The following is a 14,360-nucleotide window of genomic DNA, read 5'->3' as shown; positions in this document are numbered from 1 at the left end:
TTGACTCCTAAGAGATCAGCACTATCTGAAGATGCCCTTTTGCCAAGTGCTCTTCTTGGAAAAAGTTAGCTGAAGAGCGTGTCCCTAGGTAGGCTAAGACCGCAACGTCTGCACTAGTACGTCCTGGAACTGCACTTACCTTCTCATCTTTATCAACAGATGTATGGAATGGAAGTTACTTTTTAAAGTACGAAAGTTGAATAATAGATAACTATACAATACGAAATAACTAGAAAAAGATTTAGAAAAATCGCCGGTGATGTTATGATAAGTTCATATCATTTGGTACCAATACTTGCTAATTACGAAACAACCATAGATAATAATCTTAGATATTTAAATGGAACGAAGCAGGAGGGAAAGGATGAAAGTAGTGTCAAAGAACGAGAGTAATCAAAAACTGGATGTAAATGAATTAGAACAATTATATAGCGATGGAGCGGGATATGACATTTTACGGTATATCGGCCTGCCTGAGCTGTTTGGTGAAGAAAAAGAAACATTACTCTATTTTTTAGGCAGAAATGTCGCCCGTAAATTTGAATTTAATAGTCTCGAAGATGTAAGCTCCTTCTTTGAAAAGATGGGGCTGGGAACGTTAGATTTAGTAAAGGAAAAAAAGAATGTAAAAACGTTCAATCTTTTATCCGAAGCAGTTGTTACCAGATTAAAATCAAATGTGGAGACCGATTTCCGATTAGAAGCAGGAATCATAGCAGAAGCACTCCAACAAATAGAAGGTGTGGATTGTGAATGTCTTGAATCAATCCATCGCCGCCTGAAACAAATTGAATTTACCGTTTATATACAAGACTGACTGCCCTTCCAAAGATGGTATGAAGGAACGCCTATTATATCGCTCTTGGAACGGGAATGAACACAGTACACCCATTACAACCGGCTGTTTGAAAGAACGCCAAAAACGATCGCGAAACTCATTCGATTTCACGATCGTTTTTTTCTGTTTCCTGTTCTTTTAAATGTTCAATAATTTCAGTCGCAATATTTTGGGGAATACCAATTTTACGCATTTCCTCTAACGATGCATTTTTTATCTCTTCCACTGTCTTAAAATGTGTCAGCAGAAGTTTACGACGTTTCTCTCCAACGCCGGGGATGCGATCGAGCTCTGACTGAATCACGCCTTTCCCTCTTAATTGTCTATGGAAAGTAATAGCAAAGCGGTGCACCTCATCTTGTATCCGCTGAACCAAATAAAAAGCCTGCGACTGCCGTTTTAACGGAATGACTTCCGGAGGGTCGCCATATAACAATTCACTCGTTTTATGTTTGTCGTCCTTAGCAAGGCCGGCAAGCGGAATACTTAGCCCAAGCTCATTTTCCAGTACATCTGCCGCTGCTGACATCTGTCCTTTTCCACCATCAACAATAATTAAATCAGGTAAAGGGAGGTCCTCGCGAAGTACTCTAGTATAACGTCTGCGTATAACTTCCCGCATCGTATCATAATCATCCGGGCCCTCTACATCTTTAATTTTATACTTTCGATATTCTTTTTTATTCGGCTTTCCATCTTCAAAAACGATCATGGCGGATACGGGATCGGTGCCCTGAATATTTGAGTTATCAAATGCCTCAATCCGGCGCGGCGTCTCTATATTCAGATAATCCCCTAAGTCTTCCATCGCTTGATAGGTTCTTTCTTCATCCCGTTCGATTAATTGAAATTTTTCATTTAAAGCAACGTTTGCATTTTTATTAGCTAATTCAACCATTTCTTTTTTACGACCACGAAGCGGTGTATGCACATTAATTTCAAGCAATTTTTCCAGTATGTCATCATCTATACCGATAGGAACAAGTACTTGCTTCGGTTTCAAATGATTTTCCTGTAAATAGAATCGGGCAATAAAACTGATAATCGTTTCTTCCGCATTGTCATAAAACGGAAATAGGCTGACATCCCGTTCAATCAACTTGCCTTGCCGGATAAAAAATACTTGTACGCACATCCAGCCTTTATCATAACTGTACCCAAATACATCCCGATTTACCAAGTCGTTAGCAGCCATTTTCTGCTGTTCCATCGTGGCATCGATATGCTGGATTGTATCCCGGAGTTCTTTCGCTCTTTCAAAATTCAGCGCTTCACTTGCTTCTGTCATTTCTCTTGTTAAACGGTTACGTATATCTTTAAAACCGCCATGTAAAAAGGAAGTGATCTCTTGCACAATTTCCTGATATATTTCTTTGGAAGGCGGATGCTTGCTGCAAGCTAAACATTGTCCCATATGATAATAAAGACACGGCCTTCCGGGAGGATTATTACATTTCCTAAGTGGATAAATCCGATCCAATAGTTTTTTTGTCTCTCTAGCTGCAATCACGTTCGGATAAGGTCCAAAATATTTTCCCTTGTCTTTTTTCAGTTGTCTTGTAACAATCAACCGCGGGTGACGCTCGGATGTGATTTTTAAATAAGGATAAGACTTATCATCTTTTAACATCACATTATATTTAGGATCATATTTTTTGATTAAATTCATTTCCAAAATCAAAGCTTCTATTTCCGACGACGTGACCATATATTCAAAATCTGCAATATCCTGTACTAAGCGCTGCGTTTTCCGGTCATTTGCCCCGCGGAAATAAGACCGGACACGGTTCCTTAACTTTTTGGATTTCCCCACATAAATAATCGTTCCATGCTTATCCTTCATTAAATAGCAGCCGGGCTGCATAGGAAGGATAGACAGTTTTTTTTCAATCGCTTCTTTCATAGTACCAGCCCTTTTATAATACATCAGAAAATCCCTTTTCATCTGCTTGATGAGAAAGGGATTTTCTTTTCTCTAATAAAATATAAAAGATGCCATGTTGTGCTGTATTATCACACAAAATGGAACCTTTCCTTTATTAGGCATGTTTATTAATTAAATCGGTTAATGCCTCTTTTGGTTGAAAACCAATAACCTGGTCTACCACTTCACCATCTTTTAATAAAAGAAGTGTCGGGATGCTCATCACACCAAATTTCCCAGCTGTTTCCTGGTTTTCATCAACATCTAATTTGACGATTTGTACTTTATCTTCCATTTCTCCATCAATTTCTTCCAAAACAGGAGCAATCATTTTACAAGGTCCACACCATGGAGCCCAGAAATCAACAAGTACAAGACCTTTTGACGTCTCTTCTGTAAAGTTTTGATCTGATGCATGTTTAATTGCCATTATTATTTACCTCCTTAAAACATCATACAGCTTATCATAAGCTTAGTATGAGTATATCACCGTACAAGTATACTGTATAATAGTTTGCTTGAACAAGTGTGAAATAAGCTTCAAAAGGCCTGTGTTGAAATGTTTCCTTCAGACCTTTTGCATAATGTTATAACACAGAAAGTTATCGCAGTCTACTCTTTTACCTTTTTAATTTCTTCAATAAGCAGCGGAATGACATCGAATAAATCTCCAACAATCCCATAATCCGCTACATTAAAGATATTTGAATCAGCATCTTTATTTATCGCAACGATCACTTTGGAGTTAGACATTCCCGCTAAATGCTGAATCGCACCGGAAATACCTACAGCAATATACAAATCAGGCGTTACTACTTTTCCAGTCTGCCCAATTTGCAGCGCATAGTCACAATAATCCGCATCACAAGCACCTCTGGAGGCTCCTACAGCACCGCCTAATGCTTCTGCCAGTTCATAAAGAGGCTTAAATCCATCTGCACTCTTTACCCCTCTGCCGCCTGCTACAATAACGTTTGCTTCGGAGAGGTCAACACCGTCAGAGGCTTTGCGTACAACATCTTTCACAACTGTACGCAAATCTTTAATATCTACATCTTTGGTATGCACATCACCAGATCTGGAATCGTCTTTTTCAAGAACAGCTATATTATTAGGTCGTATCGTTACAAATGTAAAATCATCTTCAAATGTTTTCTTCTCAAACGCTTTTCCAGAATAGATAGGACGAATAAACACACTCTCATCCCCATCTTTTTCAATATCTACAACATCAGAGATAAGCCCTTTTGCAAGCCTGCTGGCAATTTTCGGTGTTAAATCCTTGCCAATGGCTGTATGGCCCATGATAATTCCTTTTGGAGATAATTCATCGATAATGTCTAACAGCGCCTGTCCATACCCTTCCGACGTATATGTTTGCAGGTTATCATGTGTAACTGTGACAACACTATCTGCTCCATAAGCAATCAATTCCTGCCCGGAACTTGTCAAATCACTATCACTGAATAATACTCCAACAATTTCCGCATCCTTATCAATTTGTTTTGCTGCCGCGATGGCCTCAAAAGAAACATTTCTTACTTCATTATCTCTTACTTCCCCAATTACTAGTAACTTATCGCTCATTATTATTATCCCCTTTCCCAATCAGCTTCTATATGAATCGACATACAATTAAAGTGCGTGTTCAAAAAGTCCGATAAATAGGACCAAGTCGGCTAAGTTCGCGACGTCCTGGGGTTGCGATTACTCACCCCATCGAAAAGCGTTGTCGCAATGCCGACACTAGCACGTCCTGGGACTGCGATTACTCGCCCCACCGGAAACATTTGTGCGTCGGAAGTTCAAGGCGACGAGATTTTTACGAACGGACTTCTCGCGTGTTGTGGTGACTTCTACGTTACCCACAGGACGTGGATGTTCTTAGTAGAAGTTCCTCTATGCTTTAAAATACGTGAGTATCGGAAAAATCTCGTCAACGTAGAAATTCGCCGTGTCATTTTTATTGGACTTTTTGAACATCCTCTCAAAGTACTTTTTTGTCATTTTTCAATAAAGATACCAGTTCCTTCACCTGCTCCTCTATATCTCCCTCTAACACCTTTCCCGCTTCTTTTTCAGGAGGAAGATAAATATCAACCGTTTTTGTTTTTGCTTCTACGTCATCTTCATCCAAATCCAGGTCATCGATTTCTAATTCCTCCAGCGGTTTTTTCTTAGCTTTCATAATACCTGGTAAAGACGGGTAACGCGGTTCATTTAGCCCTTGTTGACACGTCACTAACACAGGCAAACTTGTTTCGATGATTTCCACATCACCTTCGACATCTTTTTCAATCGATACATTCTCACCGTCAATAGACAAACTGGTTATCGTCGTCACGTAAGAAATTCCTAAGAGCTCCGCAAGTCTTGGTCCAACCTGACCGCTGGCTTCATCAATAGCAACATTACCTGCCAGAATCAAATCCGCCTCTTTATCTTCAAAAAACGCTTCCAAAATTTTTGCTGTTGTAAATTGATCTCCATCTTCTAAGTCCTCTTCTGTATTAATCAAAACAGCTTTATCTGCTCCCATCGCCAAAGCTGTCCGAAGCTGTTTTTCAGAATCCTCATCACCGATTGTGACAACTGTTACTTCCCCGCCATGCTTATCTCTTTGAACAATCGCTTCCTCCACTGCATATTCATCATATGGATTAATGATGAATTCTGCACCATCATCTTCAATCCTGCCCCCTTGAACCGTGATTTTCTCCTCTGTATCAAATGTTTTTTTCAATAATACAAAAATATTCATATTTCTCTCCTCCTGACGAAAATCTATTTATCTTGAAAATAAGCCGTTCTCTTTTCTATAAAAGCGCTTACACCTTCTGCGGCATCAGCTGAACCAAATATTTCGCCAAACAAACGCGCTTCTTGGTTAACACCTTCTTCAAATTGACTTGTATTCGCATATGGGATTAACTGCATAATCCGGTTAATTCCAGGTTTGCTTTTCGCCGCAATTTTTACAGCTAATTGATGCACTTCTTTTTCAAGGTCATCTTCTGCAAAAGCCCGGTTAACAAGCCCCCATTCTTCTGCCTGCTTTCCGGAAATGGGTTCACCGGTCAGGATCATTTCGTACGCTCTTGCGTTTCCGACATAGCGCGGCAATCGCTGTGTGCCAGCAAACCCCGGGATAATGCCTAATTGCATCTCTGGTAAACCTATTTTTGCGTGTACAGTTGCATATCGGATATGGCAGGCCATGGCCAGCTCCAGTCCTCCTCCCAATGCAGCTCCATGAATGGATGCAATAACAGGAAGCGGAAAATGCTCTACTCTGTTAAAAATATCCTGCCCTTTTTTTGCTAGTGATTCATATTCCGACGCCTCTTGAAGAGATGTAAATTCCTTAATATCCGCTCCTGCCGAAAAAAATTTACCTTCCCCTCGTAAAACAACTACTTTAGCTTCATTATCTTTTTCAATTTGGGTTAGCAATGCATCCAATTTCGTAATAATCTGTGAAGATAAAGCATTGGCGGGAGGGCTTTTTATACTTACATAAGCAATCTTTTCTTCCACTTGGAAATCAATAATGGACAAAATAAACACCCCTTTTTCCAATTTATTTGTCTGTTTATTCAGCGGACAAAGCACTGACGAGCATTCTGTGAATCTCAGGCGCCATGTCAACGAGAGGATACTTTTGCTCTTTCATCACCCAATTTGTGACGATTTCATCGAGTGTTCCGAAAATCATTTGCCGTACCAGCGGTATATTGAGATCTTCTCGAAACTGCTGTTGTTTAATCCCTTTTTGAATAATGCCGTCAATCACGGTTAAATAGGGCTTTAAAACCTGGTTAATCTGCATCCTTAAAGAAATATTTGATTGTCTCAATTCCAACTGTGTCACAATAGCCAAATAATAATCCGAAGATAGCTGCCTGAAATGCATTTTAATCAAAGTATATAATTGATCGGATGCAGTGTCACTTTCTTCAATTGCTCTGGCTATCTGATCAATAAATTCCCCCATTTTCACTTCAAATAAAGAAACAAGAATATGCTCTTTGTTCTTAAAATATAAATAAATGGTACCATCCGCTACATTTGCTTCCTTTGCTATTTTAGACACTTGTGAACCATGGTATCCATTTTCAGCAATTACTTTGACAGCAGCTTCAATAATTTGATGGTATTTTGGTTTTTGATTCTTCATAATGAACTCCTTGCTTACATATTAAAAGTGAGTGAATAGTCATTCATATTTTCAATATACAGTCCCATCCCTTTTCTGTCAATCATAATCTATTTTTTGTCTTACTTTTTCTATACATTCGGTTGGTCTTTGTTACATCTTCTCATCACAGATAAAACTTACTTTCAAATGCATCTGTTTGTTTGCTGCAAAAGAAAAAAGAGCACGAGGCTCAAACAGATGCTGCTTCTTGTTTCTGTTTCTCTTCGTCAATCAGTTTTCTTCTTAGTATTTTGCCAACAGCCGTTTTCGGTAATTCGGAACGGAATTCATAGATTCTGGGAACTTTAAAACTCGCCAGATATTTTCTGGCATACGCATTCAATTCTTCCTCTGTAAGCGTCGCTCCTTCTTTTAATACAACATAAGCTTTGACTGTTTCTCCCCTGTACGGATCAGGTACACCTGCTACTACAGCTTCCTGCACATCCTCATGTTCATATAAAATTTCTTCAATTTCTCTTGGGTAAATATTAAAACCGCCGGCAATTATCGTATCTTTCTTTCTGTCAACGACATAGAAAAAACCGCGTTCATCCACATAACCTAAATCCCCGGTTAACAGCCAGCCATCTTTTAACGTAGATGCTGTCTCTTCTTCATTATTCCAATATCCTTTCATGATTTGTGGTCCTTTTACAGCTATTTCGCCAATTTCTCCAATTGGAACTTCTTCTAATCCTTCTTCGCCCATTTGCACAATTTTCGCATCTGTATCCGGCCAAGGAACACCGATACTGCCATTAATACGCTCGGCATATACAAAATTGGCATGTGTTACAGGAGAAGTTTCCGTTAAGCCATAACCTTCCACTAGATTTCCCCCGGTAATCCGTTCAAAACGTTCCTGAATCTCAATCGGAAGCGGCGCTGATCCGCTAATACACGCATCAATAGAAGATAAATCATATTTTTCTAAATCAGGGTGATTCAATAGACCGATATAGATTGTCGGAGCACCTGGAAAAAGATTTGGTTTCTGTTTATCAATGACTTTTAATAACTCACCTGCATCAAACTTAGGAATTAAAATGATTTTGGAGGCTTTTTTAATGGCAAAATTCATTACGGCAGTCATGCCATATACATGAAAAAAAGGAAGAATACCAAGGACAACATCCTGCCCGGCTTGTTTTCCGCTGCGTGAAAGCCATGTTTCACACATTTGCACATTGGAGCTTAAATTATAATGGGTGAGCATCACGCCTTTGGGATTTCCTGTTGTTCCGCCGGTATATTGCAGGAGCGCAATATCTTCTTCCGGGTCAATCGCGGATTCTAAATAATCAGGCACCGATTGTTCCATTATCTTTTTCCATATGTGTGTATCATTGCCCGGTTCTACTTTTACCACCATATTGTATTCCCGCTTCTGTATAAATGGATAGATGACATTTTTCGGGAATGGAAGATAGTCTTTGATACCGGTTACGATAACATGTTCTAATGTTGTATGGGAGCGGGCACTGTTTACACGCGGCAGTAAAATATCTAAACATATAATAGCTCTTGCCTGCGCATCATTCATTTGAAAAATTAACTCTCTTTCTGTATAAAGGGGGTTCGTCGGAACAGCTACCGCTCCTGCCATCAGAATACCATAATAACTAATCACCGATTGAGGGGTATTCGGTAAAAAAATTGCCACCCGATCTCCTTTTCTGATACCGATGGATTGCAGGTAATTTGCTGTTTTCTTCGCTTCTTCATAAACCGTCTTATACGTCATTTCCTTCCCCATAAAATAAAGCGCTTTCTTTTCTCCGTATAACGCCGCAGCATCCACCAAATATTGGTACAACGGACACTTATCATATTCCAGTGTGAGCGGCAAATCCTCCGGGTAACGGTCATGCCAAGCTCTTTTTTCCATCAAACCATTCCTCCTTCATTATCATTCTATACCTATTATAACGATTGTTTTCTATTTTTGAAAATATTATCTATTTTCTAGAGAAACAGATAAACAATTCCAACGACGAAGAAAACGACAGCTACTGCGATTAATATTTTTGCCATGCGTTCAAATATCACAAATCCCACTCCTAACCTACAATACTTGCTCCGATAACATATGCTAATCCAACGGAAATAATCATAGAAATAAATCCGACAGCCTTATTTCCATTGCCAATCTCTTCATCTACTTTCATAAATGGCGTTAAAAACTCAAAAAACAGGTAACCGGCTATTAACAATACAAATCCATAAACGCCCCAGCCCATCGATACAAGTAAACTGTCATTATGTTCAATAGAGAATCTGAAAATCATGGCGATACCAAATAATTTCCCTCCGGTAGCCATTGCGACAGCCACGTTTCCGTTTTTAATTTCTTCCCAGTTTTTATAGGAAGTTACCAGTTCTGCTATTGCTAAAAATAATAAGGTAGATAAAATAAAGACACTGTATCTTGCTGCAGTGATTACTAATATATTTTCCCAAAAACCTTCCATTTTTCTCGCTCCTTGATTGGCAAGAAGGGATTCGTCAGCTTGATACTACGCAACCCCCTCTTCCAATGTTTCTAACATTTAAATGCATTCTTTACCGCTTTATTCAAAACGAATAACTGTAACGCCGCTTCCGCCTTCTCCAGCTTCTCCGGCTCTGGAACCCTTGATATGCGGATGGCGTTTTACGAATTCCTGCACCCCTTTTCGCAATGCTCCAGTGCCTTTCCCGTGGATAATAGACGCTTGGGTGTACCCGGCCAACAATACATCATCCACATACTTTTCCAACTTGTGCATCGCATCTTCATAACGTTCACCACGTAAGTCTAATTCTGTTTTCACATGTTGGTTACTGCCTCTTACGGTTGCTACTGGTTCAGCCTGTTTCTTTTTCTTCTTCTTCACAAGCTCCAAGTCAGATCGTTTCACTTTCACCTTCATAATACCGACCTGAACCATGTATTCCTTATTGTTTACCTTTTCCACAACTTCGCCAAGCTGATTTACTGTCAGGAGTTTTATCTCATCTCCAGGTTTTAACTCGCTCTCCTCCTGACTTTTTTCAGGTTGGCTTTTTGATTTATCACTGCTTAAGTGCGGCATTGCATCATCTAACATCTTTCTGGCTTCTATCCATTCATGCTCTTTCATACCAGATTGGTCTTTCATATGACGCATCATCTGAACAATTTCTTCTGCTTCCTGTCGTGCTTTCGTTAAAGCTTTTTCGGCCTTCTCTTCCGTTTTCTCATATATCTTTTGCTTATTATCTTCCCAATGATTCATTGCTTTCGTCAATTCCTGGTGAAGTTTCTCACTTTCTTCTAATATCTCGTGGGCTTTTTCATAGTCCTTTTCCGCCTCGGTATGAGATTGTTCCAAGGAAGCAATCATGTTTTCCACCTGGTTAGAATCGATACCAACCAACTGTTTTGCATGTTGAATAATATCTTCATCCAGTCCCAATCGTCTGGAAATATCAAATGCATTACTGCGTCCTGGTACGCCGATTAATAGCCGGTAAGTCGGTCTCAATGTCTCTACATCGAATTCAACAGAAGCATTGACCACCTGCTTTCGATTAAATCCATAAGCCTTTAATTCCGGGTAGTGCGTTGTAGCAATGACACTGGCATTTTTATCAAGCACCTCATCAAGAATGGACATTGCCAAAGCAGCCCCTTCTTGCGGATCAGTCCCTGAACCTAATTCATCAAATAAAACAAGCGACCTGTCTGTTACATGTTTCATAATTTCTACAATATTTGTCATATGGGAAGAAAAAGTACTTAAATTTTGTTCAATGGACTGTTCATCCCCGATATCAGCAAAAATTTCATCAAATACCGGCATCTCGCAACCATCCAGTGCCGGAACTTGCAAACCGGACTGTGCCATCAATGTACAAAGCCCCGCCATTTTTAAAGTAACTGTTTTCCCGCCTGTGTTAGGTCCTGTAATAACAATTGCCTGAAAGTCTTTCCCCATTTCAATATCATTGGCGACGACTTGATCATCCGGAATATAAGGGTGCCTTGCCTGCTGCATCTTTATATAACCATGTATATTCATCTTAGGTCTTACCGCATGCATTTTTTGCGCAAGTTTTCCCCTGGCGCTGATAAAATCAATTTCCGAAAGCCAGTAAATATTATTTAAAAGCTCTTGCTCATATGAAGCGATATGTCCGCTAAGCTCTTTTAAAATACGTTCTATCTCTTGTTTTTCTTTAGAAAATAAATCCTGTAATTTATTATTCATATCAACAACCGCTTTGGGTTCCATAAATAACGTTTGGCCGGAAGATGACTGATCATGGACAATCCCGCCAATAGCAGCACGGTATTCCTGTTTCACCGGTAACACATAACGGTCATTCCGAATCGTAATAATTGCATCGGAAAGCATGTTACTGTTAGACCGTGTATAGTTTTCCAGTTTATTTCGGACAGTACTTTCATACGTCCGGATAGAGCTGCGGATAGACCGCAATGCCTGAGATGCGGCATCCATGATATGACCATGATCATCGATACAGCTATTAATATGCTGCTCCAGGTCACGGATAGCGATAATATTCGCTGCTGCGGATTGCAGAATCGGTATTTCTACATCCTCAACTTGCTCGATGAAACTTTTTGTCTGTCTTCCGCCATATAACGTATCACCAATGGCTAATACTTCATCGGCAGCAAGAATACTCCCTATGGCACTGCGTTTGACACTTGGCCTTATATCTGAAATACCGCCCAGAGGGATGACTTTATTCAGCCGAAAAATCTGCACGGCTTCATCTGTCTGAGCTTGCAGTTCTTCCGTTTCATCCAGTGTGGATTTCGGTTTTATCTTCGATGCTAATTCCTTTCCGATAGAGGTTTCCGCTTGATCACGAAGCATGTCAGCAAGACGATGAAATTCAAGCGTTTTTAATATTCGTTCGTTCATGTTAAAACCCTCTTTTGTTAAAATTCAATATTATATAATGACTTATCTCTTCTGATTAAAGAATGTAATGAGTGCTTCTTTAGACCATGTGTTGATGACGGTAGACGGTTTCACCCACCCTTTGCGGGCAGTTGCAACGCCATACTGCATATGTTCGAGCATGTCATAATTATGAGCATCGGTGTCAATCACGAGCTTCACACCAGCTTCTTGTGCTTTTTTAGCCCATTCACTCGACAAATCCAGACGATTAGGATTGGCGTTTATTTCCAACGCTGTATTCGTTTCTTTTGCTTTCTCAATCAACTGTTCTAATTGGACTTTATATCCTTCCCTTTTACCAATAAGTCTTCCTGTCGGGTGAGCAATAATGGAAACGTAAGGATTTTCAAGTGCATTATTCAGCCTGCGCATGATTTCTTCTTCTGATTGTTGGAAGCTGGAATGAATCGCGCCGATTGCAAAATCCAATTCTTTTAGAAAATCATCATCAAAATCTAAACGACCATCCGGCAAAATATCCATTTCCACCCCTGAAAAGATATGAAAATCTGGGTATTTTTCATTTAACCGATGGATTTCTTCCTGCTGTTTACGCAGGCGGTCTTCATTTAACCCATTTGCTACCCGCAAAAATTTCGAGTGGTCTGTAATAGCCATGTAGGAGTAGCCCATACGCTTCACCTGTTCTACCATTTCCTCCAATGACTGTGCGCCATCACTCCAGGTGGTATGCATATGCAAATCTCCGCGGATATCGGATAACTGGAGTAATGCATGCTTCTCTTTAAACTGCTCCACTTCTCCTGTGTTTTCACGAACCTCGGGCGGAATAAAATGCAGGCCAAAATGATTAAAAAACGACGTTTCCGTTTCAAATTGCAGGGTTTCTCCAGTTTCTTCCACTTCCACACCATATTCACTGATTTTTTCACCGCGTGATTTTGCTAATTGCCGCATGGCGACATTATGATCTTTTGAACCGGTGAAGTGATGGAGGGTTGATGCAAATGCTTCATTTGACACCATCCGGAAATCAACATTAATATCATAGATTTCTTCTAACGTGATGGATACTTTAGTATCTCCGCCGGCAATAACTTCTTTGACTGTCGGAAATGTGATTAATGCTTCTTTTACTTCATTTGCTTTATCTGTCGCAATGATAAAGTCCAGATCCTTGACTGTTTCACGCATACGCCGGATACTTCCCGCCTGAGAATAACGAATAATTCCGGGAATGCCATCTAAGAATGCTTCTAACTTCTCCGCAATTGGCAGCATGGTAGCTATCGGCAGCCGTTCCGGTCTTTTACCTGCATCCTCGAGGGCTGCAATAATCTTCTCCACTGATTTTTTGCCAAAACCAGGAAGCTCCTCGACGTTGCCGGACAGGCATGCCGCTTTTAATGTTTCCCCATCTATTACACCGAGTTCCTGATACAGTTTAGACAACTTTTTCCCGCCTAAACCCGGTAAATCCAACAAAGGAACTAGCCCTGCCGGTACTTCTGTTTCTAATGTTTCCAACGTTTCGGAATGCCCTGTTTCCTTAAAATCTGTAATGACCTGTGCAGTCCCTTTTCCAATACCTTTCATTTTCGTAAAGTCGTCGATTTCATTTAAACTGCGGTCGTCTGCCTCCATTGCTTGGGCAGCTTTCCGGTATGCACTAATCTTAAATGGATTTTCGCCTTTCAGCTCCATATATACAGCTATTTTTTCCAGCAACCCAATAATATCTTTCTTATTCATACACTTTCACCCTATTCTGTCACTAGTTAATAAAATAAAGCTTTCTTCCGTAGAAGTTTTGATTTTTCCATAAAGGCAGGGGACTTACGGATGGTTTTCGTGATAAAACGGACTCAAGCTATTGATGTTAGTTTGAGTCCGTTTTGCTTATTATCCTGTTCCCTTCTGCTATTCTATTTGCCCAGGGATTCTGTCAGATTAAACCATAATTCATAAATACGTTCGGAAAAATATGGCGTCTGTTCAATAATCCGCATCGCCAGAGACGACCCCTGGATGACTTCCTGTACGCCGCCAACCGGCGTTAACGCCAGAATGTATAGAATAATAAAACTGATTAAATAGATTTCAACAAAACCGAGTACAGCTCCAAATATTTTATTAATAAAATTGATAATTGGTATAGCTGCTACAAAATCAAGCATAGAAGCAATAATCTGCAGGATAAATTTCACCGCAAAAAAGATAAGCGCAAAAGAAATGGCGTTATAAAATGCGGTCTCCACCGGCAGATTTTCTAAAAAGGATGACCATGCTCCATCACTGGAGAGGTCGGGATAAGGGATATACAGGGATAGTCTTTCCGCAACCGGGCTGTAATACATTACTGCAACAATAAAAGCAATAACAAAACCCGTTAAGTGGAATAATTGAAGGATGAACCCTCTTTTTAATCCCATCATAATCCCAAAAATGAAAAGAATCATTATAATTATGTTAATCATG

The 14,360-nt window shown here is 39.9% G+C and carries 12 protein-coding genes; 1 reads left to right on the top strand and 11 read right to left on the bottom strand.

Annotated features, from left to right (window positions below):
- Positions 1 to 364: 364 nt before the first annotated feature.
- Positions 365 to 817: a YslB family protein gene (locus tag B7E05_RS10780; RefSeq protein ID WP_080874200.1), complete on the top strand. Its 453-nt coding sequence runs from the start codon at positions 365 to 367 to the stop codon at positions 815 to 817.
- Between the two features lie 118 nt (positions 818 to 935).
- Here the strand turns inward: B7E05_RS10780 and uvrC are convergent, their stop codons facing one another.
- From uvrC to B7E05_RS10725, 11 genes are all read right to left on the bottom strand, one after another.
- Positions 936 to 2,741: an excinuclease ABC subunit UvrC gene (uvrC, locus tag B7E05_RS10775; protein ID WP_080876282.1), complete on the bottom strand. Its 1,806-nt coding sequence runs from the start codon at positions 2,739 to 2,741 to the stop codon at positions 936 to 938.
- A gap of 136 nt (positions 2,742 to 2,877) precedes the next feature.
- Positions 2,878 to 3,192: a thioredoxin gene (gene trxA, locus B7E05_RS10770; protein ID WP_080874199.1), complete on the bottom strand. Its 315-nt coding sequence runs from the start codon at positions 3,190 to 3,192 to the stop codon at positions 2,878 to 2,880.
- 182 nt (positions 3,193 to 3,374) lie between these two features.
- Positions 3,375 to 4,349, bottom strand: coding sequence for an electron transfer flavoprotein subunit alpha/FixB family protein (locus B7E05_RS10765; RefSeq protein ID WP_080874198.1), 975 nt, complete (start codon positions 4,347 to 4,349; stop codon positions 3,375 to 3,377).
- 400 nt (positions 4,350 to 4,749) lie between these two features.
- On the bottom strand, positions 4,750 to 5,523 hold the full coding sequence (locus B7E05_RS10760; RefSeq protein WP_080874197.1) for an electron transfer flavoprotein subunit beta/FixA family protein: 774 nt from the start codon (positions 5,521 to 5,523) through the stop codon (positions 4,750 to 4,752).
- Positions 5,524 to 5,546: 23 nt separating this feature from the next.
- Positions 5,547 to 6,320 carry an enoyl-CoA hydratase gene (locus B7E05_RS10755; protein WP_080876281.1) on the bottom strand — a complete coding sequence of 258 codons (774 nt, stop codon included), beginning with the start codon at positions 6,318 to 6,320 and terminating at the stop codon, positions 5,547 to 5,549.
- A 34-nt stretch (positions 6,321 to 6,354) separates the two neighbouring features.
- Positions 6,355 to 6,939: a fatty acid metabolism transcriptional regulator FadR gene (locus B7E05_RS10750; protein WP_080874196.1), complete on the bottom strand. Its 585-nt coding sequence runs from the start codon at positions 6,937 to 6,939 to the stop codon at positions 6,355 to 6,357.
- A gap of 211 nt (positions 6,940 to 7,150) precedes the next feature.
- Positions 7,151 to 8,851: a long-chain-fatty-acid--CoA ligase gene (locus tag B7E05_RS10745; protein WP_080874195.1), complete on the bottom strand. Its 1,701-nt coding sequence runs from the start codon at positions 8,849 to 8,851 to the stop codon at positions 7,151 to 7,153.
- Between the two features lie 172 nt (positions 8,852 to 9,023).
- Positions 9,024 to 9,434 (bottom strand): DUF350 domain-containing protein, encoded by a 411-nt coding sequence (locus tag B7E05_RS10740; RefSeq protein WP_080874194.1) that lies wholly within the window; start codon positions 9,432 to 9,434, stop codon positions 9,024 to 9,026.
- 99 nt (positions 9,435 to 9,533) lie between these two features.
- Positions 9,534 to 11,879 (bottom strand): endonuclease MutS2, encoded by a 2,346-nt coding sequence (locus B7E05_RS10735; protein WP_080874193.1) that lies wholly within the window; start codon positions 11,877 to 11,879, stop codon positions 9,534 to 9,536.
- Between the two features lie 42 nt (positions 11,880 to 11,921).
- Positions 11,922 to 13,634, bottom strand: a complete 1,713-nt coding sequence (polX, locus tag B7E05_RS10730) for a DNA polymerase/3'-5' exonuclease PolX (protein WP_080874192.1) — start codon at positions 13,632 to 13,634, stop codon at positions 11,922 to 11,924.
- A gap of 173 nt (positions 13,635 to 13,807) precedes the next feature.
- Positions 13,808 to 14,359, bottom strand: a complete 552-nt coding sequence (locus B7E05_RS10725) for a CvpA family protein (protein ID WP_080874191.1) — start codon at positions 14,357 to 14,359, stop codon at positions 13,808 to 13,810.
- Between the last annotated feature and the right edge of the window lies 1 nt (position 14,360).

It is taken from the genome of Oceanobacillus timonensis (genome assembly GCF_900166635.1).
Taxonomy (GTDB): Bacteria; Bacillota; Bacilli; order Bacillales; family Amphibacillaceae; genus Oceanobacillus; species Oceanobacillus timonensis.
The sequence above is the reverse complement of the archived record's forward strand: the minus strand, read 5'-3'. Positions and strand labels throughout refer to the sequence as shown.